This window comes from Clostridium nigeriense, from assembly GCF_050585245.1.
Classification (GTDB): Bacteria; Bacillota; Clostridia; order Clostridiales; family Clostridiaceae; genus Clostridium; species Clostridium nigeriense_A.
In genome coordinates this window covers 256,107-276,354 of record NZ_JBNOOF010000003.1, presented here as the reverse complement: position 1 = coordinate 276,354, position 20,248 = coordinate 256,107, and the positions used below count along the sequence as shown (strand labels likewise).

At 27.4% G+C, this 20,248-nt stretch carries 23 protein-coding genes, 1 tRNA gene and 1 pseudogene; 8 read left to right on the top strand and 17 right to left on the bottom strand.

The genetic code is table 11. The features are described from left to right. Positions 1-70: 70 nt before the first annotated feature. Positions 71-325, bottom strand: coding sequence for a TfoX/Sxy family protein (locus tag ACQPUY_RS07295; RefSeq protein ID WP_430840485.1), 255 nt, complete (start codon positions 323-325; stop codon positions 71-73). A 24-nt stretch (positions 326-349) separates the two neighbouring features. Next, positions 350-2,113, bottom strand: a complete 1,764-nt coding sequence (gene recQ, locus ACQPUY_RS07290) for a DNA helicase RecQ (protein WP_430840573.1) — start codon at positions 2,111-2,113, stop codon at positions 350-352. Positions 2,114-2,209: 96 nt separating this feature from the next. On the opposite strand from recQ, the gene ACQPUY_RS07285 reads away from it, so the two are divergent. Further along, positions 2,210-2,452 (top strand): hypothetical protein, encoded by a 243-nt coding sequence (locus ACQPUY_RS07285; RefSeq protein WP_430840484.1) that lies wholly within the window; start codon positions 2,210-2,212, stop codon positions 2,450-2,452. Positions 2,453-2,542: 90 nt separating this feature from the next. On the opposite strand, the gene ACQPUY_RS07280 is transcribed toward ACQPUY_RS07285, so the two are convergent. Then, a complete protein-coding gene (locus ACQPUY_RS07280; RefSeq protein ID WP_430840483.1) occupies positions 2,543-2,965 on the bottom strand; it encodes a hypothetical protein in 423 nt (140 codons plus the stop codon). A gap of 166 nt (positions 2,966-3,131) precedes the next feature. On the opposite strand from ACQPUY_RS07280, the gene ACQPUY_RS07275 reads away from it, so the two are divergent. The 4 genes from ACQPUY_RS07275 to ACQPUY_RS07260 all read left to right on the top strand — a co-directional run bounded on the left by ACQPUY_RS07275 (position 3,132) and on the right by ACQPUY_RS07260 (position 4,911). Then, positions 3,132-3,207: transfer RNA gene (locus tag ACQPUY_RS07275), tRNA-Met, on the top strand. 175 nt (positions 3,208-3,382) lie between these two features. Then, positions 3,383-4,018 (top strand): TetR/AcrR family transcriptional regulator, encoded by a 636-nt coding sequence (locus ACQPUY_RS07270; protein ID WP_430840482.1) that lies wholly within the window; start codon positions 3,383-3,385, stop codon positions 4,016-4,018. A gap of 11 nt (positions 4,019-4,029) precedes the next feature. Next, the gene (locus ACQPUY_RS07265) at positions 4,030-4,416 is read left to right on the top strand and encodes an FMN-binding protein (protein WP_430840481.1); all 387 of its coding nucleotides are present in this window, start codon (positions 4,030-4,032) and stop codon (positions 4,414-4,416) included. A gap of 15 nt (positions 4,417-4,431) precedes the next feature. Then, on the top strand, positions 4,432-4,911 hold the full coding sequence (locus tag ACQPUY_RS07260; RefSeq protein WP_430840480.1) for a flavodoxin domain-containing protein: 480 nt from the start codon (positions 4,432-4,434) through the stop codon (positions 4,909-4,911). A 210-nt stretch (positions 4,912-5,121) separates the two neighbouring features. On the opposite strand, the gene ACQPUY_RS07255 is transcribed toward ACQPUY_RS07260, so the two are convergent. Further along, on the bottom strand, positions 5,122-6,717 hold the full coding sequence (locus ACQPUY_RS07255; protein ID WP_430840479.1) for an ATP-binding cassette domain-containing protein: 1,596 nt from the start codon (positions 6,715-6,717) through the stop codon (positions 5,122-5,124). Positions 6,718-6,882: 165 nt separating this feature from the next. Beyond that, positions 6,883-7,728, bottom strand: coding sequence for a hydroxyethylthiazole kinase (locus ACQPUY_RS07250; RefSeq protein WP_430840478.1), 846 nt, complete (start codon positions 7,726-7,728; stop codon positions 6,883-6,885). Between the two features lie 169 nt (positions 7,729-7,897). On the opposite strand from ACQPUY_RS07250, the gene ACQPUY_RS07245 reads away from it, so the two are divergent. Continuing rightward, entirely contained in the window at positions 7,898-8,458 is a 561-nt protein-coding gene (locus ACQPUY_RS07245; protein WP_430840477.1) for an NUDIX hydrolase, read from the top strand. Positions 8,459-8,517: 59 nt separating this feature from the next. On the opposite strand, the gene ACQPUY_RS07240 is transcribed toward ACQPUY_RS07245, so the two are convergent. The 3 genes from ACQPUY_RS07240 to ACQPUY_RS07230 all read right to left on the bottom strand — a co-directional run bounded on the left by ACQPUY_RS07240 (position 8,518) and on the right by ACQPUY_RS07230 (position 10,626). Next, entirely contained in the window at positions 8,518-9,648 is a 1,131-nt protein-coding gene (locus ACQPUY_RS07240) for a mechanosensitive ion channel family protein (RefSeq protein WP_430840476.1), read from the bottom strand. Positions 9,649-9,771: 123 nt separating this feature from the next. Continuing rightward, on the bottom strand, positions 9,772-9,930 hold the full coding sequence (locus ACQPUY_RS07235; protein ID WP_430840475.1) for a DUF1540 domain-containing protein: 159 nt from the start codon (positions 9,928-9,930) through the stop codon (positions 9,772-9,774). A gap of 90 nt (positions 9,931-10,020) precedes the next feature. Further along, positions 10,021-10,626, bottom strand: coding sequence for an FMN-dependent NADH-azoreductase (locus ACQPUY_RS07230; protein WP_430840474.1), 606 nt, complete (start codon positions 10,624-10,626; stop codon positions 10,021-10,023). 168 nt (positions 10,627-10,794) lie between these two features. On the opposite strand from ACQPUY_RS07230, the gene ACQPUY_RS07225 reads away from it, so the two are divergent. Continuing rightward, positions 10,795-11,166 (top strand): winged helix-turn-helix transcriptional regulator, encoded by a 372-nt coding sequence (locus tag ACQPUY_RS07225; protein WP_430840473.1) that lies wholly within the window; start codon positions 10,795-10,797, stop codon positions 11,164-11,166. Between the two features lie 20 nt (positions 11,167-11,186). On the opposite strand, the pseudogene ACQPUY_RS07220 reads toward ACQPUY_RS07225, so the two are convergent. Further along, positions 11,187-11,255, bottom strand: a pseudogene (locus tag ACQPUY_RS07220) (L-serine ammonia-lyase, iron-sulfur-dependent, subunit alpha); the annotation flags it as partial. Between the two features lie 81 nt (positions 11,256-11,336). Here ACQPUY_RS07220 and ACQPUY_RS07215 point away from each other — a divergent pair. Next, positions 11,337-11,495: a hypothetical protein gene (locus ACQPUY_RS07215; protein ID WP_430840472.1), complete on the top strand. Its 159-nt coding sequence runs from the start codon at positions 11,337-11,339 to the stop codon at positions 11,493-11,495. A 181-nt stretch (positions 11,496-11,676) separates the two neighbouring features. On the opposite strand, the gene ACQPUY_RS07210 is transcribed toward ACQPUY_RS07215, so the two are convergent. The 8 genes from ACQPUY_RS07210 to sdaAB all read right to left on the bottom strand — a co-directional run bounded on the left by ACQPUY_RS07210 (position 11,677) and on the right by sdaAB (position 20,096). Next, complete coding sequence (locus tag ACQPUY_RS07210; protein WP_430840471.1) at positions 11,677-12,726, bottom strand: LacI family DNA-binding transcriptional regulator; 1,050 nt, start codon at positions 12,724-12,726, stop codon at positions 11,677-11,679. 187 nt (positions 12,727-12,913) lie between these two features. Further along, positions 12,914-13,228, bottom strand: a complete 315-nt coding sequence (locus tag ACQPUY_RS07205; protein WP_430840470.1) for a PTS lactose/cellobiose transporter subunit IIA — start codon at positions 13,226-13,228, stop codon at positions 12,914-12,916. Positions 13,229-13,328: 100 nt separating this feature from the next. Beyond that, positions 13,329-14,678 carry a PTS sugar transporter subunit IIC gene (locus ACQPUY_RS07200; protein ID WP_430840469.1) on the bottom strand — a complete coding sequence of 450 codons (1,350 nt, stop codon included), beginning with the start codon at positions 14,676-14,678 and terminating at the stop codon, positions 13,329-13,331. An 18-nt stretch (positions 14,679-14,696) separates the two neighbouring features. Further along, on the bottom strand, positions 14,697-14,999 hold the full coding sequence (locus tag ACQPUY_RS07195; RefSeq protein WP_430840468.1) for a PTS sugar transporter subunit IIB: 303 nt from the start codon (positions 14,997-14,999) through the stop codon (positions 14,697-14,699). Between the two features lie 54 nt (positions 15,000-15,053). Then, positions 15,054-16,493 (bottom strand): glycoside hydrolase family 1 protein, encoded by a 1,440-nt coding sequence (locus ACQPUY_RS07190; RefSeq protein WP_430840467.1) that lies wholly within the window; start codon positions 16,491-16,493, stop codon positions 15,054-15,056. 95 nt (positions 16,494-16,588) lie between these two features. Beyond that, positions 16,589-17,488, bottom strand: a complete 900-nt coding sequence (locus tag ACQPUY_RS07185) for an ROK family protein (protein WP_430840466.1) — start codon at positions 17,486-17,488, stop codon at positions 16,589-16,591. A 1,044-nt stretch (positions 17,489-18,532) separates the two neighbouring features. After that, positions 18,533-19,414, bottom strand: a complete 882-nt coding sequence (gene sdaAA / locus ACQPUY_RS07180; RefSeq protein ID WP_430840465.1) for an L-serine ammonia-lyase, iron-sulfur-dependent, subunit alpha — start codon at positions 19,412-19,414, stop codon at positions 18,533-18,535. A 1-nt stretch (position 19,415) separates the two neighbouring features. Then, positions 19,416-20,096 carry an L-serine ammonia-lyase, iron-sulfur-dependent subunit beta gene (sdaAB, locus tag ACQPUY_RS07175; protein WP_430840464.1) on the bottom strand — a complete coding sequence of 227 codons (681 nt, stop codon included), beginning with the start codon at positions 20,094-20,096 and terminating at the stop codon, positions 19,416-19,418. Positions 20,097-20,248 lie beyond the last annotated feature (152 nt).

The window sequence follows — 20,248 nt, the reverse complement described above, 5'->3', positions numbered from 1 at the left end:
CATATTTATTAGTTTTTCTTAAATAACACATGCAGCAATATTCTCCAATACCTAATTATTAAATCATATTCTACTTATGACTATTATAAAATTCTTTTAGATCTGCTTTTACATCATCTGGAATAAAATTCTTCTTAATTCCTCTAATAGCTCCTTCAAAGGCATATAACCTATGGATACAAGCTGAATTATCTATTTCTTGTATTCTTAACCATGCATCCTTGCTTCCAACTTTTTTTAATTCTTCATAAGTTGATATTCCAACCTCATTTAATTGCTTTTCAACAACTTCTCCTATGTTAAGGCACCTTGATAACTCTCCCATAATTGTCACTCCTACAATACTTACTTAATTATTCATTATCTTAAGTATATCTTCTCCATACTTTTCGTATTTCTTTTCTCCCATTCCTCTTATACTTAGAAGTTCTTCTTTAGTTTGTGGAACTTTATTTGCAAGCTCCATAAGGGTTGAATCTGAAAATATAATATATGGCTTAATTCCTTGAGAATTTGCTTTATCTTTTCTCCATAACCTTAGTTTATTAAATAAATCTTTATTGATTATTTTTTCTTCCATATCTTCACTAAGCTTACAAATGACTTTTTCTTGTGATTTTAATACCTTAATTGATCTAGGATTTAACTTTAACATTGAATATGTCCCCTCTTTTAAGTTTACATACCCTAAATCTATCAATGTTTTAATTAAATCTCTTATAAATTTACTACTATATTCTTTCATTATTCCAAATGTAGTTAGCTCATTTAATTTATTTTGAATTATTTTTGGTCCAGTAAAACCTCTTAACACATCTACTAAAACTGAAATCCCAAATTTTTCTCTGCTTCTATAAACACATGATAAAATCATTTGAGCCTCTGTAGTATAATCTCTAAGCTCCTCATTATTTAAACAATTACTACAATTATTACAATATGGTTTTACATTATTATCTTCAAAGTATTCTAATATAAAACTTCTATAGCATTTATCATACTCACAAAAATCAATCATACTTTGAAGCTTTTTTATTTCAATTTCTTTTCTTGTGCTACCAGCTGTTGTATATAGCAAATATTCTAAAGTTCTTATATCATCTCTGTTAAATAAAAGATGACATTCTGTTCTTTCTCCGTCTCTTCCGCCTCTACCTATTTCTTGGTAATAGCTTTCAATATTTTTGCAAAGACTAAAATGTATTATATATCTTACATTTGATTTATCTATTCCCATTCCAAAGGCATTAGTTGCTATCATTACATTATAATTATCTTTTAAAAATTCATCTTGATAGTAGTTTTTTTCTTCATCCTTAAGACCACCATGATATTTTGCTATAGATAATCCTCTTTCTTTTAAGTAATAATATAAAGCATCTACTTCTTTTCTTGTGGCACAATAAACAATTCCACTTTCTTCTTCATGTTCTTTTATATAATCTTTAACAAACTCTGCCTTATCTTCTTCCTTATGAATAGATATAGCTAAATTTTCCCTGTCAAAACTACCTAGATATGTATAGGGATTAATTAATCCTAATAAATTTAAAATATCTTTTCTAACTTCTTTAGTTGCTGTTGCTGTAAAAGCTGTAACAACAGGCCTAACCTTTAAGCTATTAATAAAAGGTAATATATATCTATAGCTTTTTCTAAAATCATGTCCCCACATAGAAACACAATGTGCTTCATCTACTGCAACTTGACTTATCCAAAGCTTTCTTAACATCTTATTAAAGTATTCACTTTCTAACCGTTCAGGAGCTATATATAAAAGTTTTATTTTACCCTCATAGCAAAGATTTAATATTCCCTTTATCTCTTCTAAGCTTTGAGTACTATTTATATAAGCTGCACTAATTCCAACATCATTTATTGAATCTACCTGATCCTTCATTAAAGATATTAAAGGAGATACTACTAAGGTTATTCCATTAAAAATCAAAGCAGGAATTTGGTAGCAGACAGATTTTCCCCCTCCTGTTGGCATAATACAAAGGGTATCTGAACCTCCTAAAATATTACTTATAATCTCACTTTGCCCTTCCTTAAAGGAGTTATATCCATAATATTTTTGTAAAATTTCTATTGCTTTATTTAAAATGCTAATCACTCCTTTCTTCTTAAGATTTTACCATATTTTTTACATATTAAACTACTAATGATATAATTATGATAAAAATTTTTATTATATGGAGGTTGTGTTATGCTTATCGCTTTAATATTCTTTGCAATTTTATTTGTCTGGTTTGTTTGTGTAGTTCTTCAACATGATATGGAAAATATCAAGTTAATTTTTATTTCTATTTTTACCATATTAATTAGTATAGGTATTAATATTTTTGTAATCAATGTAGATACAACTATAGGGTTTATTTTTCGCTCTATCTCTTTTTTATTTTTAACTTATGGAATCATTTCTGGAATTCAATATCTTATAAGAAGATAAAAAAGGTGCTGCATCAGATTGATTTATAAAATCAATCTGATGCAGCACCTTTTTCTTTAAAATCCATCACAGTTAACCTTTACATAATTATTATTTTAAAATACTAATTAATTTTTCACTTTGATCTTTTGTTAAGTTTACCTTTTTAGTCACTTTTAATAATTTTTCATATAATTCTTCTTCTTGAAGTGCTCCTCTTAAATAGTTGCTTATATCATTACTTATTTCTAATACTATTTGAAGTGCTTCTATCCTATCTTCATTATTCAACTCATTATGCTCTATTAATCTATATAAAATATATCCACATACAGAACATAATTCAACATAATCAAGAATATTACTATCAGCTATAGTACTAAACATATATTCAATTTCTACAGATGAATATTTTTTATAAATATCATTATTTATATTAAAGTGAACTGATGCATTTATAAACTCATCCTTAAGATCCCCTGTTACTTTATTATTTAAGTAATCTAAAACTAGTCCGTATATCATAGAATCCATCACCGTGTCCCCCTACTTTATTCCTATACTTATAATTTATCATATAATTAAAAATTTTTGAATTGTATTTTCTTATTATTTAGAAAATTTAAATAAATATTAAATAATGCTTTACTTATTCATATAATAGATATATAATAAGTATATAGAAAACACAACATAATATCGCGGGATGGAGCAGTTGGTAGCTCGTCGGGCTCATAACCCGAAGGTCGTAGGTTCAAGTCCTGCTCCCGCAACCAATAAAAACAGTGTAAAACTAAATTAGTTCTACACTGTTTTTTTATTGTTTTATATTTTTTTCAATTAGTATTAATGTATTGACATTTTATTCCTACATTGCTACCATTATATTAAACACTGTTAAATAAATAAACATCGTTTAACTAAGAGGAATATTATATTAGGAGAATTACAATGGCTATAGAAAATAGAAGAGAACGTGAAATTGAAGAAATGAAAGAATTAATTCTTTCATCAGCAAGTGCTATTGTTACATCAGAAGGATTTGAAAAACTATCAATTAGAAAAATAGCAAAAAGTATTGAATACTCCCCTGCTATTATTTATCACTACTTTAAAGATAAAGAAGAAATTATTAATATTCTAATGCAAAGAGGATATAAAAAAATTATATCTGCAGTATCTTCTGTAAATACTGAAAGTCTTTCTATAGAAGAAAGACTAACTGAAATGACTAAAAACTACATATATACAGCGCTAAAAATGCCCGATGAATTTCTAGCAGCTCAGTTAAATACATCTAAGGAAGCTTTGAATCATACATCTTATTTATTTAAAGGCGCTTCAAAAGATAAACTTGCACTATCTGCATTATATAAATGTCTTACAGATATGCAAAATGATAAATTAATAAGTGAAGATAAAATTGAATTAACTTCTCAAATTATAGCAGTTTCTACTCTTGGACTTATTATAAAGTTAATTGTTGAAAAAGAAGTTATCTCTGAAGAACAAAAGGAAAAATTAATTGATTTCTATTCAAAAGAAATTGTATTAAAAATAGCTACTACCATTCAAATTAAAAATTAGGGGATGATAATTTGAAAAAGATCTTTAAAATACTAATCTCATTACTGCTTATCTTAGTAATTATTTTTGTTAGTGGAATATTTTATTTAACTAGGGGTCTTAAAGAAGGTGAAAATATTACTATTAACAGTATATACTTATCTAATCTAAGTGATGGAGTTTACTTAGGAGAATTTAAGGAAGGAAGATGGTCTAATACTCTTAATGTTATAGTGAAAGATCATAAAATCACAGAAATCATTCTAAAAGATGATGTGAAATTTCCTATGCCTAATCTAAGTGATGAATTGTTTAGTGATGTAATTAAATCTCAAAATGCAACAGTTGATACTATCTCAGGGGCAACTGTTACTTCAAAAGCATATTTAAAATCAATAGAAAATGCCCTAAATAATTAAAATGGAGGAGTTTATATGAATGCTTTAATTGCTTATTCCAGTAAATACGGATGTACAAAAAAATGTGTAGATTTACTACACAAAGAACTTAATGGAAATGTAGATATAATTAATTTACAAACTTCAAAGAATATTGAACTTTCAAAGTATGACAAAGTAATTATTGGTGGCTCTATTTATATGGGAATGATTCAAAAAGAAGTGAAAGAATTCTGCAATAATAATTTAGAAATCTTAAAAGGAAAACAAATCGGTCTTTTTATCTGCGGAATGCAAAAAGGTCAATCCATAAACACAGAGATAAATGAAAACTTTCCTAAAGAATTGCTTGAAATCTCAATTGTAAAAGAACATTTCGGAGGAGAATTTACTTTCTCTAAAATGAAATTCTTTGAGAAAATGATTGTTAAGATGATTTCAAAAACCTCATCTGATAAGTCCAATATATTAAAAGATAATATAAATAAATTTGCTCTAGAAATGAATTCAATTTAATATATCTTCTTTCTAAATAATTTGGCAGTATAAATATTCTACTTAAAAAATATTTATACTGCTTTATTTATTTAGATATTACCCCTTTTAAATTTTTATAAATATTTCTATTAAAATATTTATATAGATTAAGTAAACTTCCATTTACTTGGCCTCAGTAATATACATATATAATTTATCATTATTCTATTTAATATTAGTAAACTCACTCTATAATGAGACTACCTCATCACAGACCTCTTCAAATAATTCATCATGAGAAATAACAATTATAATATTATCTTCTTTAATCTTAGATATCTCTTCTACTAATAATTCTCCTCCTTTTTTATCTAAAGCAGAAGATGGTTCATCTAATATCAAAAGACTATTATTTATATTATGAAGCTTTAGTAATGATCTAATTATTGATATTTTTTGCTTCTGACCACCAGAAATATTATCTGATTTGCTATCAATTATAGTGTCAAGTGCTGGGATATTAAATTTATTTATTAAATAACTTAAATACTCAGAATCATAATTTTTATTGCCATAAATGAGATTTTCTAAAACAGATGCATTTATTAGTTTCGGTTCCTGCTCAACCTTGCAAATTAATCTTTTTCTAGTATCATATAAATCAATATTTTTTATTGATTCACTATTATATAATACTTCTCCATCGTAATCTTCATATAAACCTAAAACAACATTTAAAAAAGTACTTTTTCCTCTTCCATTATGCCCTTTTAAAATATAAAGCTTGCCTTTTTCAAAATTGGTAGTTATGTTTTTCAATATATCATTTTTATTATCATATCCAAATGTTAAATTATTTACCGATATAGTATTAATTTCATCTATAACCTTATTTCCATTGTGTTCTCTAGGTATATCTAAAACTTCTTTAAATCTAGAATAATATGCTTTTATCTCATGATAACTTGGTATAATTCCTATTGCTGTAGCTAAATATCCTAATGCAATACTTGAATAAGAGTATATTAATTGAAAATTACCTACGCTAATATTACCTTTTATCATTCCATCCGCAACTATTAATAATAAACATAAAATAGATATATATTTAAATGATTCTATTAACACTTTATATGTATTATCAATTTTTGTTTTTTTCATAAAAGCAACTTTTACATTATCAAAAGAATTTTCAATTTCTTCTTCAACCTCATTAAACCATACATTTGTCTTCACAAGTTTTATATTTGTAATCTGGTTATTCAATGATGCAAAGAAAACACTTTGGGTTTCTTGCAACTTATAATTTATTTTATTAAGCTTATTTTTAAACAACTTTACTACAATTAAATTTAACCCTAATATAATTAATGTTGCTAATAAAACTAGCTTATTTATATATGCCATTACAAATAATATAATAACTAATCCTATAATGCTTAATAATACCTGTACTCCTGTATTCAGAAAAAATGCAGGTATTAAAAAAGCTCCATTATTAATTTTAGAAGTCATAACTGTTGGATTATCTACATTTATTTCTTTCAATTTTGATTTTCTTATATGCTTGAAAGCATCAATTTGCATATCATGAGCTAAATAATTACATATTAAATTCAATAAAAATGTAACTAAATAGCTTGATATTCCCCAAATTAATATTATTCCTATAAATGCAGCTATTAATCTAGTATCACTAATCTTATCGTAAAACACTTTGTCAATATATTCAGAAATAATAATCGGTATTAAAAGTAAACTCCCCCATTGAAAAATAGCCATTAGCAGATATACTAATATTTTAAATTTGAATTTTTTTAAATAATTTGATATAAACTTAAACATAAATCCACCCCCATTTTATACATTTATTACATTAATAGTATTTTTTATAACAATTTGTATTTTATCATATTAAACTACTTTTGTCATTTTTTACAATTTAATACTTTAATCTATATCTAAATTAAAAAGACACCGAAGTGTCTTTTTTCTTTAGTTTCCAATAGTTTATCTCAGGAATAAATAATCAACTTTTGAAAATTTATTTAATTTATCTGAATTTATATTTATAATTTCATCTAATAAGTATTCTTTTAATTTTATATTTTCTCTATAAATTAAATTCTTTTGTTCAGTTATTTTTTCACTTACTGCCATAGTCATAATAGCAACTAAGACGCCTTTAAACCTTTCTTCAGTATTGCTTGCAGCTGCAACTCCAACAGAAATTAATCCACTTAGTATAGCTTGAATTTCTAATAATTTATTTTCTTCATTTATCTCTCTATTTATATAAAACTCACTAAATCCATCTGTTAAATAGTAATTATTACATTTTACTACTACTATAGTATTATATATTTTCGAAAAATTTCTTAAGCTAACTCTAAGTGCTGTGTCTTCTTTCAATTTATAATTAGAAGATTTTTCTTTTTCTAGTTTATCTTTTTTTAATACTAGAACCTTAAATTCTTCAAGTTTCCCTGTTACTACATTTATATTGTATCTATTTATAAATCTTAAAGCTATTTCCTTCCTTAAGAATGAAATATTTACTCCTAATATATCTAGAACTATAGGGATCCCCTTTCGCCTGGCAATCCTTATTGATTTTTCAATTTCATCAATTTTTGTATTATTTAAATCATCAAGACTTATTAATAAAGAGTATGCTTTAGAAGTAATTTCTGCGTATTCCTCTAGAGAATTTGAAAACATAGGATTTCCATTATAATTTATTATACTTTTCTCTAAATCCTTTGCATAAATCGAATTGAAAATACAGTGTATAAGAGGTTGCTTATTTTTCTGCAAGCTTAAGCTATCGTCTAATGCCCTTATACCAATTTGCATTTTTAGTTTCCTCTCTTACATCCTAAAAATATTTATGTCAATACAAATAGTATCTATACTATAATATTCGACATTATTTTTATATGTGCACTTATTTTCCCTTAATAGTATTTTTATAAATGTTAGTATATAATAAGAATTAAATAATTTTAGGATTAAGGAGCATATTATGAATTGGATTGAAGAAATTAAAGAATATCAACCATATAATGAACAAGAAGCTTCTGATAAAGAAGCTATTCTTTATGCCATTAGTAATTTTAACAACTTACTTACTAGAGAAAATCCATTAGCTCATGTATCTAGTTCAGGATATATAGTAAATAAAGATAGGACTAAAGTTCTTATGATTTATCATAATATATATAAATCTTGGTCATGGACTGGTGGACATTCAGATGGAGATGAAGACTTACTTTATGTAGCTATCAAAGAAGCAAAAGAAGAAACAGGTATTAAACATATTAAGGCATTAGATGAAAAAATTTTTTCCTTAGATGTACTTCCTGTCCCAGCTCATATTAAAAAAGGGAAAAATATAGCTTCACATCTCCATTTATCTGTAGCTTATCTTTTAGAAGCAGATGAAAATGATGAACTTACTATTAAAGAAGATGAAAATAGTGGAGTAAAATGGATTCCAATAGATGAAATTGCTAAATACTCTACTGAAGAAGATATGATTAAACTTTACGAAAAGTTTAATGAAAAGATAAGAAATCTTTATTAGAAATGTATAATGTAAGGTGCTGTCTCACAATAAAAATTGATTATTGTTTTTGACAGCACTTATCTGTTTCCTCTTTCTTCTTCAGTTATTTTTCTAATTGATTCTAACTCTGAACAATTTCCTTCACAATTATATCCCCTATGTATATCAGAAACTCCAAAGTTTATATTTAAAAACATTAACTCAACTTCTTCTTCTCTAAGTATCCGTAATATTTCTATATTGATTTCTTCTTTTAATGCCTCATATTTAATATAATTCATTTCATTAGTATAAAAATATACAAAAACTCCAAAGCCATATGTTGATAATTCATTAAAACTAACTATAATTAATTCTTTATCTATCTTTTCATGATTATTTAGTAACTCCCTAATTCTATCTAATGAACTTTTAATATTTTCTACTGGAATATTAAACTTAATAGTAAATTTAAAATGTATTCTTCTTAAACCTCTTTGGCTCCAATTAATAATATTCTCATTAGCTAGCTTCGAATTAGGAATTGTTGCAACAGCCATAGAAAAAGTCTTTATTTTAGTACTTCTAAAAGTTATTTCTTCCACTATACCTTCTATATCTGCAGTCTGTATCCAATCTCCTATTGCAAATGGTCTATCCAATACTATAATTACTCCACCAAAAAGGTTCGAAAAAGCATCTTGAGCCATTAAAGCAAAGGCTATTCCACTTATACCAAGCCCTGTTATAAACCCAGTAAAGCCAAACTCTTTAGCAATACAGCTTACTCCTATAATAACGATAACTAATCTTATTATTATTGATACAAAAGGAAAAACAATATCTCTTTTTTTAATTTTCCTATAAATAAAAGAATTTTCTAAAGTTAAATTATAAAAAAAATAACATATAACTATCACTATAAATATTTTTTTAAATCTATCACTTGTGACTGTATTAATGTTTAACCCATCAAAATCTATAAATTTTAACGAAATATAAATACTATAAAAAGTTATATATAATTTCATAGGTTTTTCAAAAGCTCTAACTAAGCTATCATCTGCATAATTTTTAGTTTTCTTTACTAATCTAATAGCATAATCGAAAATTCTAGTTATTACATACTTATTTATAATAAGAGCAAAAGCTATAATTATTAGAGCCAATATATATTTGCTTATACTTACTTTTAATAATGCTTTAATAATTTCTTCTACTTGTTCCATATTTACTCCATAATAACCCTATACTAATAAATATTATTTTTACCTATTGATTTTATTTTATCCCTTAAATAACCTAAAAGAGAGGTAGAAAAATTTCTACCTCTCTTTTCATAACTATTGCTATTATTTTAATACGAAAGAGTTACAATCTGTACATTGTACTTGTGTTGGATTTTGTTCATGAGTACCAACTTCAATTACTGATAATGTACAATACTTTTCTTGTGTATTATTGTACTTACATTGTTCAACTGTACACTTTATATTTGGATTCTTATCCACCGAAATCACCACCTTACACACTTAGTATTTACGTTAAAACTTATACTATTCATAAGGTGCTTATTTTTCAAAATGGTAATTTAAAGTAAATTAAAATTCTTTTGCAATTTTCTTAGCTTCTTCTATAGTATCTGAAAGTATCTTGTCTATATCTACTCCAACTACATCAAGATTTTCAGCAGCTACACTCTTTATATCCTTAATTCCAAAGAATGAAAGTATAGTTCTTAAGTATCTTTCTCCCATTTCAAATTGTGATCCTATTTCACTTGAATAATCTCCGCCTCTTCCTGAAACTATTAAAGCCTTATCTGCTTTACAAATTCCAACTGGACCTTCTGCTGTATATTTAAATGTTATACCTGTTACACTTACATAATCAAAATAAGCCTTAACTATAGCAGGAGCTCCTAAATTCCACATTGGAGTTGCAATAACAACCTTGTCTACTTCTGCCATTTGATAAGCATATTTTAAAATTGGATGATTCTTGCTTTCTTCAGATTTAGGTCCAAATACTGCTCCTAAATCTGCTGGTCTTAAAAAGTCTATTTTTTCATTATATAAATCTAATGTTATAATTTCATCTTCTGGATTTAACCTTCTATACTCTTCGATAAAACTATCTGACACCTTAAATGTTCTTGATTCACCTTCTGGTTTAATGTTTGCTTTTATATATAATACTTTACTCATTTTTGCCTCCTACTTTCAATTACCTTTGGTAATATCTCTCTTCTTTGATATAATATAAATGATAGTTTAAATATTATCAATTTACAAGTAGACACTTTTTTTATACATAGTATCTAAATTGATACTGTTTCTCAACTATTATTCAAAAATTTTACAAGGAGATCATATATGGAAAAATTTATAATCGAACATAAAGATTGCTATATAGATGATGATACAAGCCCTCACGAAGTTTGCCCTATGGTTTTGGTTCAAAAAATACTCTCTGGTAAATGGAAGATTCTTATACTTTGGTATCTTGTTAATGGACCATTAAGATTTAGTGATATTAAAAGAAATTTACCAAATGTTACTCAAAAAATGTTAACAAATCAACTAAGAAGTTTAGAAGAAGATAATCTTATTTATAGAAAAGTTTATCCAGTAGTTCCTCCTAAAGTTGAATACGGACTAACTGAAATAGGAAACAAAATAATTCCTGTATTAAAAACAATGCATGATTATGGACAAGAATACATTTCTGATATTAAAAATGAATAATGTAAAATGCACTAATATTAAGGTATTTCTACTAATCCAGCAACTGGATCACAAACAAGTCCTAAGATATTTTTAAATACTGTTGATGCATAGGAGCTGTTTTTACTTCAAGTATAATTTTAATATCTTTTTTATTAACTAAATTTACTACCTTCCTTATAGATGGATATATGGGAATTGTTATTGCTCTTTTAATATTATATGCTGGTTTTTCAATAACTAATAAAGTTTCTGAAATAATTGAGGAAATTAAAAGTAAAATTAGAAAAGAATATTCTCAATATAATTACATTATTACAATAGACTCCGACTTCATAAGTAAGATTTAATTACACTTATATTGATAATGTAACTTTGAGAAAATAAATAGCTATACTTTGTTATCAATAGCTATTTATTTTCTCTTACCGTACATATAATATAAGCTTATTTGAGAGTAGAAATTTATATTAGAGGAAATAATTCAGCTGAGCTGAATTCTAGAATTTTTTAGAAAAGAATTTACCTTAATTACTTATTCAAAATTTCACAGCTCTTTCTTTCCACCAAAGTGACTGGTATTACATAATTAGCCGAAAATTTCATATCATTTTCTATAGATGTAATAATCGACTTTGTTGCTATATCTGCCATTTGTACTAACTCCATTTTTATTGAAGTAAGTGGCGGGTTAAAATATTTTGATGACTCAATATCATCAAATCCTATAACAGAAATATCCTCTGGAACTTTGAGCCCTTCTTCTTTTATAGCCTTGATTGCACCAAATGCTATTTTATCATTACTAGCGAAAATAGCCGTAAACTTAATGTTTCTACTGAATAATTTCTTAGTAGCATCATATCCAGCATTTTCAATAAATTCACTATTTATGATTAAATTTCTATCTACTTTTATACCCGAATCTTCTAACGCTTTTTTATATCCTCTAATTCTGTCGTTTGATGAAAATTTAGCTGTGCCTCCTGTAATATGTGCTATTTGTGTATGATTCATATCTATAAGATATTTTGTAGCATTATAGGCACCATTGTAATTGTCAGCATTTACTATCATGCACTTATTGTATATAACATCATCAGGTTTAATTGACTGATCAACTAATACAACCTTATACCCTCTGTCAATTATTGTTTTTATGGATTCATCATCATCATTCTGTCCTATAAAAATCCCCCCAGAAATAGTCTTGTTATAAAAACACGCTTTAATTTTCTCGTAACCTTCAACAGTATGTATTATATGAACAAGAACTGTATATTCCATTTCACTGGCGGTTTCTATTACTGAACTAGTAAATTCTAAATAATATGGACTTTTTGTAATTCTATTTTTAAGCCCCTCTTCTTTATGTATCAAATCTATAATAAATAAACCAATAACCCTGTTTTTACTTCCAGCAAGCATTCTTGCTGAAGCATGTGGTACATAATCATATTCTTTAATTACCCTTAAGACTTTTTCTCTTGTTTCTTCTGGAACATTTGAATAATTATTTATAACTCTAGATACAGTACTACGTGATACTCCTGCAAGTTTTGCAATTTCACTGCTATTCATAAAAACGTATCCTCCTCTCACTCATAAACTCGTATTTATAGTATAATACTATATTATTTGATTTGGCTTTTCAATATTTTATTATTTATCAACATAACGAAACACCTATATACTAAATACTTTTTTGAATTTAATATATAGGTATTTTTATAAATATACTTATTTAGTATCCTTTTTGCTTTTTAACTTATTTATCATTTAACTGTTTGAACATTTCTATCATTTCTTCAATTAATGATTTAATTGTCTCAGCTGCCATCATTTGATCTTCTGCATGCATTATTATTAATGAGAATTCAACCTTTTCTCCAGCTGCTTCCTTTTGTATCAATGAAGTATGTGCATGATGTCCTTTTAGAAGATATTCAGATGCTTCATTCATCTTCTTTTCTGCTTCATCATACTTTCCTTCTCTGACATCTCTTAATGCTTCAATAGCTAATGATTTTGCCATTCCAACATTACTAATTATATCAAAAGCTATTAATTCAATTCCATCCATTTGTAAATCTCCTATTCTAAATCCTTAAATTTTATGATTGTTTAGTTCATTATCTTGATGTACTATAATTCTTTAACATACTTCATCAGCAGTTATATTTTTAGATTGATTTTACTATTTCATTTTGTGATTCTTCTTCAACCATTTCTGCTTTATTTGCTGCTATTACAAAAGGTGCATATATTAATACACTCACTGCAAGACATATGAATCCTACAATTAATGCTGTGATATTTCCACCTGTTCCTAAGAAAGGCATTAATGGTCCTGGGGTTGTCCAAGGAATACCAATTACTACTGGTGGCATAATTTTAAGAACCATAACTGCTGTATAACCAATCATTATATTTACAATTGGTGTTAATATAAATGGAATTATATAAATTGGATTTAAAACTATTGGTAACCCGAATATAACCATTTCATTTATATTGAATATTCCTGGTGCTAAAGAAAGTTTAGCTATACTCTTTGTTTCCTTTGTTTTACAGAATATTAACATAGCTATAATTAAACCTAATGTACATCCTGAACCTCCATATTCAGAGAAAGCACTAGCTAATCCACTATATGTTATTGGATAAGGAGCTCCCCATGCAGTAGCCTTATCAGCAACATACAAAAGGTTTGCATTAGCTGCTTCTGAGAACATAGTATCTCTTATTGCTGCTATAGTATTTGGTCCATGTATACCCATAACCCATAGTGATTGAGATAAGAATGATAATATAAGTACTGAGAATATACTTTGACTCATTTTAGTTAATGGAGTTTGGATTATGTTGTATATTAATTCATGTAATCCACCTGGTGCAACCATCTTAACAAAGTAGTTAATAACTGAGAATAATATAGTTGTAATAATAATTGGTATTAATACTTTAAATGATCTTGCAACTGCTGGTGGTACTTGTTCCGGCATTTTAATTTCTAATTTATCAGAATTTGATAATCTAGACATTAATTCACCAACTAATAAACCAACTAAAATTGCTACGAATAATCCTTGAGCTCCAGTATATTTAGTTGTAATATAGTTTACGCCTTCATTATTAAAATAATCAGGATAAATTATAAAGTAAACAGAAATTGCTGTTAATCCAGTTAGTAAATCATCACCCTTAAGTGACTTTGCAAGGTTTCTTGCTATTAAAAATACTATTAGTATTGAGAAAATATCGGCTGAACCTTTAACAACTGGAGCAAATACAGCCTGGAATTTGACTATATTAGGAAATATTTTATCAAACTGTAATAATTTAAACATAAATCCATCTGCTGATAAGAAAACACTATTAAGTAATACCATTAAAGAGCCTGCCATAGTTAATGGGAATGATAATATAAAGGCATCTCTTACTGCGCACACATGTCTTTGTGCATTTAACTTTGAAGCTATAGGTACTAATATTTTTTCAATAGCTCCTTGAAATTTTTCCATAAATCTCATTGTATTTCCCCCTATTTCTTAATTAATTTTGCTTAGTGCATCTTCTAAAATTGCTTTTCCATTCATAGTTCCATATAATCTCATGTCCATTACTTCTACTGGTATTCTGCCATCTACAAGTTTTTCAACAGTTGGTTTTTGAAAACGTACTTGAGGTCCTAAAAGAACTATGTCTACCCCATCAATAGCGGTACTGCATTCTGCTACTGGAAGAGCATCTATTTCTACTTCAATTCCTTTTGCCTTTGCTGCTTCTTTCATTTTATTTACAAGTAAACTTGTAGACATTCCTGCTGAACATACTAATAATATTTTTTTCATGATTTATCACTCCTTAAATTTTTGTAATTTATATTAATTGATTATGAACTAAATTTATAATTCTTCTCCATTAGTACTGATAACATTCTTGTACCAATAGAAACTTTTCTTTTTAATTCTTCTTAAATCCTTTTGATTATTTTCATCTCTATCCACATATACGAATCCGTAACGTTTTTGATATCCATTTAACCAGCTTAATAAATCTGTAAATGACCAAGTGCAGTAACCTAAAAGATCAACACCATCTGTTATTGCTTCTTTACAAGCCTTAACATGTGAGCTTAGATAATTAATTCTGTAATCATCGTTTACAACATCATTTTCTTCAAGCTTATCGAATTCTCCAAGGCCGTTTTCTGTAATAAGTATAGGAAGATTATATCTGCTTGTTAATCTTCTTAATCCAATTCTTAAACCTGTAGGATCGATTGCCCAGTCCCAGTTTGTTGTTTCCAAATGTGGATTCTTTGAGTTTTTATAAACTCCAGGTAGTCCACTTTCTTTAGTAGTTCCCTTTTTACCTGTATTATTCATACCTTCAGATGCTCCCACTCCATCAAGCGGATTCATTGAAACTGTACTTGTTTGGTAATAATTTATACCTATAAAATCTGGTTTTGCTCTTTCTAATAATTCAATATCACCCTCTTCAATAGTCGGTGCTACTCCAAGTCTTTCATAATATTTAAATGCAAATGCTGGATATCTTCCTTTACAGTAAACATCAAGCCACCAGTTGCAGTTTAAATCCTCTGCATTTTCTGCTGATAAAACATCTCCTGGATTGCAGCTGAATGGATAAACAGGTCCATATGCAAAACTTGGCCCAATCATACCATCTGGTACGTAAGTTTTGAATGACTCAATTACTGTAGCATTAGCTAAGTTTGCAATATGATTTGCATTAAGCATTCTCTTTTGATCTTTAACGCCTGGCGGATGCATAGCTGTTAAATAACCTAATGTTAAGAATACATTTTGTTCATTTAATGATACCCAGTGCTTAACTTTATCTCCAAATCTCTTGAATAATGTTACACAATATTCATTAAAATCATTAATTATTTCTCTTGATTCCCATCCACCGTATAAATCTTGAAGATGTTGAGGTAAATCCCAGTGATATAATGTAATTATTGGTTTAATATCATTTGCTATAAGTTCATCTATTAAATTTTCATAGAACTTTAAGCCTTCTTCATTTATTTCTCCTCTTCCGTTAGGATATATACGTGTCCATGCAATTGAAAACCTGTAAGCTTTTAATCCCATTTCAGCCATTAAAGCTACATCTTCTTTATATCTGTTGTAATGATCTACTGCAACATTACCATTTGTATTTTTAAAAGTTGTTCCAGGTATTCTTGTGTATACATCCCATATACTTTCTCCCTTCCCATCTTTGTCCCATGCACCTTCAACTTGATACGCTGCTGATGCTGATCCCCATAAGAAATCCTCTTTGAATTTGTCTAACTTTTCGTATATCACTATATGCACTCCTTTATATTAATGTAAATTAATTATTTAGTATTAACCTATATATAAATTTATTTTTAAACTATCTCTTCCTGAAACAAAACACTCTATCTTTTTATAGAAGCATTTATAATTGCACCCAATATGTTGGCATCATTATTGTACTTGCATCTATCAATTTTAGTAGTAATAAAATCTGCTTCAAGATATGCAATGCAGGTCTTCTTATACTGTTCCTTTACTTTCTTGATAAACCAGTCTTCTTCTGATATTCCTCCACCTATACATATAACTTCTGGATTATAGAAAACTGTAATTACTATTAATTGAGCTACTATGTTTATTATCCATTCATCTACTGATAATTCCGCTATTTTGTTTCCATCTAAGTACTTCTTGCATACTTCATATCCATACTGAACCTGCTCATCCATGTCAACTTTGCTGTTATATATATTTATTAGCCCAGTTATCGATGCATAATCGCCCATCTTATCAAGGCCACCTATCTTATCGTTTACAAAAGGCATATTATGAAATTCTCCTGCAAATGCGTCTTTTCCATATACAACTCCATTTTCATCACATATGCATCCTCCAGTTCCTGTTCCTATAATTAAAAATGCTGAAGATTTGCTTCCTTTTGCATTTCCTATTTTAAATTCACATAATCCTGCTGATTTTGCATCATTAATTGATGACACTTTTTTATGTGTTCTTTTCTTGATTTCATCGTTTATATTTGTACCATACATAATGGCCACGTTAGGAGCGGCATATGATTTAACATTTGAATCTTCATCAATAAGCCCCGGTGCACTTATACCGATTACATCAATTTCATCAATTAGTTTTATGTTTGAACATATGTAATCATAAAATTCTGCTGCAGTATCACATTTAATAGTTTCAATTTTCCACTTATCTTTAATGTTATATTGTTTGTCCATTAATGCATACTTTATGAATGTTCCTCCTATATCTATTCCTAAATTAACTTTTTCCATAACATCTCTCCTTAAAATAAATGTCTTATAAATTACCTGCTTATAATATAATATGAATCATTTCGTAAACGCGTGTTTATTTATTGTTAAAAAAATAAATCCGTATGTTCTTTTTTTTGGGATTTGTTTACTTTTTTTGTCTTTATAACAACTTTAATTCATATATTTTATAAGTACTATTAATCTATAAATACTATTTTAATGTATTGATTTAGAAAATCTTATATCTTTTATTTCTCAGTTATATCAGTTTAACTGTCTTCCACCTGTGCAATAAATAGCTTTCCTATTACTTTATAAATACTTTAATATAATTCTGTAAGTTATTAATTTATAAACTATAGGTTACGCATTTATAACTTTGAATTATATCAATTTATAATATTTAATATAGCTTCATCATAAGTGTAAGTATAATTTATAAACACATTGTGTAATATAAAACGCTTAATAAACTCGCGTTTATGTATATATAATACAATAAAAACAATTACATTTCAATATATTTTTTTTCATTTTTTCTATAATAATGCAAAAAAGAAATAATTTATCTAAACTAAATTATAAAAACTACATTTAGAGTATATAAATTAATAATTTAATTCTAATTATACATCTGTTAATTTTCTAATTGTAAACTCATCACTCTATTAAATAGTTCAATTGTTTCTTTAATTTAGAGTATTTTTATAAATTCGTCATTCTAACTAATGGTTTTGGCATACCATTAAAAATACATTTTTTCGATTAAGATTTCTACTCTTCTTACATGGTTATTATCTTTTTCTACTCAATAATATTCTACATAATCCATAATAACCAACCTTTACTAATAGTACACCTTGTAATGAAAGGTATATTTGTAATTACTATTTTAAGTTTAAACTTAATCTTATAAAAAAAGTAACTGTTGATAAAACTTTAAAATATGTTTTATCAACAGCTACTTTTCCCTTAATATGCATAATTTAAATAAAATTTAATTTTAAAAACTACATCAAGAGTTTTATCCTTAATTCTCCATTATAAATTTTTCATTATTATTTATTCATCACCGAAAACTTTTTTCTTTAGTTCTAGACCTGCTTTAGTTACTGCAACTCCTCCAAGTCCTGTTTCTCTTAATGAAGCTGGTAAACTTTTTCCTACCTTATACATAGCAGATAATGCATCATCAAATGGTATTTTAGATTCTACACCAGCCATAACTAAATCTGCCGTACATAAAGCACTTACAGCACCTGAAGAGTTTCTTTTTGCGCAAGGTATTTCTACTAACCCAGCAACAGGATCACAAACAAGTCCTAAGATATTTTTAAATACTATTGCTGCTGCATCTAAAGACATCTTTGGAGTTCCCCCCATCATTTCTACAATTGCTGCTGCTGCCATTCCTGATGCAGAACCACATTCCGCTTGACATCCACCTTCTGCTCCTGCAAAAGTTGCATTTCTTCCTATTATCATTCCAACAGCTGCTGATGCGAATAAAGCCTTTATTAATTCATCATCACTTTTTCCAAGTTTCTCTCCTGCAGTTAATATTACTGATGGTAAAATTCCACAGGACCCAGCTGTAGGACAAGCTACTATTCTTCCCATGGATGCATTAACTTCTGATGATGATAAAGCCATAGCCATTGCTAACACCATAGTATCTCCAGTTAATGATTTTCCTTTTTTTAAATATTCTTGAAGCTTATAAGCATCTCCACCAATTAATCCACTTACAGAATATACTTCTTTTTTTCTTGCCTCTGTTGCTGCACTTCTCATGGCTTCTAATGTTCTTTGCATCTTTGAAAGTACTTCTTCTCTTGATATATCCTTATCTTCCATTTCTCTTCTTATAGCATATTCACTTAATGAAATAGAATTTTCTTCACATATTTTAATAAGTTCTTCTCCAGATTTCGCTATTTCCATATTACTCACCATCCTCTATCTTATTAATAAGTATTACTTTTTCAATTCCATCTACCTTTTTAATTTCTTCAATTAATTCATCAGATATTTTACTATCTACTTCAAAGGTCATAGTTGCATTTTTCCCTCTTTGACTTCTTCCTAATGTTAAAAATGCTATATTTACATCACTATCATATAAAATATTAGTAACCTTTGCCACAGTTCCAGGTATATCTCTATGAGAAGTGATTATAGTAGAATATGCGCCAGTAAACTTAACTTTATTTCCGTTAATTTCAACTATTTCAATATTTCCTCCACCAATGGAACAACCTATAACTTCACATTCTTTAGCGTTTTTAAGCTTCATTAAAAATTTAACTGTATTAGGATGATAATCTCCTAAATCTATATCTTTAAATATAATCTTAATTCCTCTTTCCTTTGCAATTTCAAGAGAATCTCTAAGTCTCTCATCTGAAGGCTCCATTCCCATTATTCCTGCAACTAATGCTCTATCAGTTCCATGTCCCTTATAAGTTTTTCCAAAAGATCCATGTAATAAAAAAGTAACTTCAACTACATCATCACCTGCAATAGTTCTTGCTACTTTTCCAAGTCTTGCAGCCCCTGCTGTATGTGAAGAAGATGGTCCAATCATTATAGGACCTAATATATCAAAAACACCCATGCTACTCATGATTTTTTCTCCTTTAGTGTAAATAATTTTTCAATATAAACATTATATATTTATGTCAAATAAATATCCATATTAATTAAAAAGTTTAGTTAATATAGTATCATATATTTTATTGAATAGTAATTTATTTAAATCATATAATATATTTATTC

What these genes read in the sequence shown, in the direction of transcription:
- ACQPUY_RS07230 (WP_430840474.1), bottom strand. Translation starts at nt 10,626, where the DNA reads ATGAGTAAAGTATTATATATAAAAGCAAACATTAAACCAGAAGGTGAA.
- ACQPUY_RS07280 (WP_430840483.1), bottom strand. Translation starts at nt 2,965, where the DNA reads ATGGATTCTATGATATACGGACTAGTTTTAGATTACTTAAATAATAAA.
- ACQPUY_RS07250 (WP_430840478.1), bottom strand. Translation starts at nt 7,728, where the DNA reads ATGCAAATTGGTATAAGGGCATTAGACGATAGCTTAAGCTTGCAGAAA.
- ACQPUY_RS07245 (WP_430840477.1), top strand. Translation starts at nt 7,898, where the DNA reads ATGAATTGGATTGAAGAAATTAAAGAATATCAACCATATAATGAACAA.
- ACQPUY_RS07195 (WP_430840468.1), bottom strand. Translation starts at nt 14,999, where the DNA reads ATGAAAAAAATATTATTAGTATGTTCAGCAGGAATGTCTACAAGTTTA.
- ACQPUY_RS07205 (WP_430840470.1), bottom strand. Translation starts at nt 13,228, where the DNA reads ATGGATGGAATTGAATTAATAGCTTTTGATATAATTAGTAATGTTGGA.
- ACQPUY_RS07240 (WP_430840476.1), bottom strand. Translation starts at nt 9,648, where the DNA reads ATGGAACAAGTAGAAGAAATTATTAAAGCATTATTAAAAGTAAGTATA.
- sdaAA (WP_430840465.1), bottom strand. Translation starts at nt 19,414, where the DNA reads ATGGAAATAGCGAAATCTGGAGAAGAACTTATTAAAATATGTGAAGAA.
- ACQPUY_RS07210 (WP_430840471.1), bottom strand. Translation starts at nt 12,726, where the DNA reads ATGAATAGCAGTGAAATTGCAAAACTTGCAGGAGTATCACGTAGTACT.
- ACQPUY_RS07225 (WP_430840473.1), top strand. Translation starts at nt 10,795, where the DNA reads ATGGAAAAATTTATAATCGAACATAAAGATTGCTATATAGATGATGAT.
- ACQPUY_RS07185 (WP_430840466.1), bottom strand. Translation starts at nt 17,488, where the DNA reads ATGGAAAAAGTTAATTTAGGAATAGATATAGGAGGAACATTCATAAAG.
- ACQPUY_RS07215 (WP_430840472.1), top strand. Translation starts at nt 11,337, where the DNA reads ATGGGAATTGTTATTGCTCTTTTAATATTATATGCTGGTTTTTCAATA.
- ACQPUY_RS07260 (WP_430840480.1), top strand. Translation starts at nt 4,432, where the DNA reads ATGAATGCTTTAATTGCTTATTCCAGTAAATACGGATGTACAAAAAAA.
- ACQPUY_RS07255 (WP_430840479.1), bottom strand. Translation starts at nt 6,717, where the DNA reads ATGTTTAAGTTTATATCAAATTATTTAAAAAAATTCAAATTTAAAATA.
- sdaAB (WP_430840464.1), bottom strand. Translation starts at nt 20,096, where the DNA reads ATGAGTAGCATGGGTGTTTTTGATATATTAGGTCCTATAATGATTGGA.
- ACQPUY_RS07200 (WP_430840469.1), bottom strand. Translation starts at nt 14,678, where the DNA reads ATGAGATTTATGGAAAAATTTCAAGGAGCTATTGAAAAAATATTAGTA.
- ACQPUY_RS07270 (WP_430840482.1), top strand. Translation starts at nt 3,383, where the DNA reads ATGGCTATAGAAAATAGAAGAGAACGTGAAATTGAAGAAATGAAAGAA.
- ACQPUY_RS07295 (WP_430840485.1), bottom strand. Translation starts at nt 325, where the DNA reads ATGGGAGAGTTATCAAGGTGCCTTAACATAGGAGAAGTTGTTGAAAAG.
- ACQPUY_RS07285 (WP_430840484.1), top strand. Translation starts at nt 2,210, where the DNA reads ATGCTTATCGCTTTAATATTCTTTGCAATTTTATTTGTCTGGTTTGTT.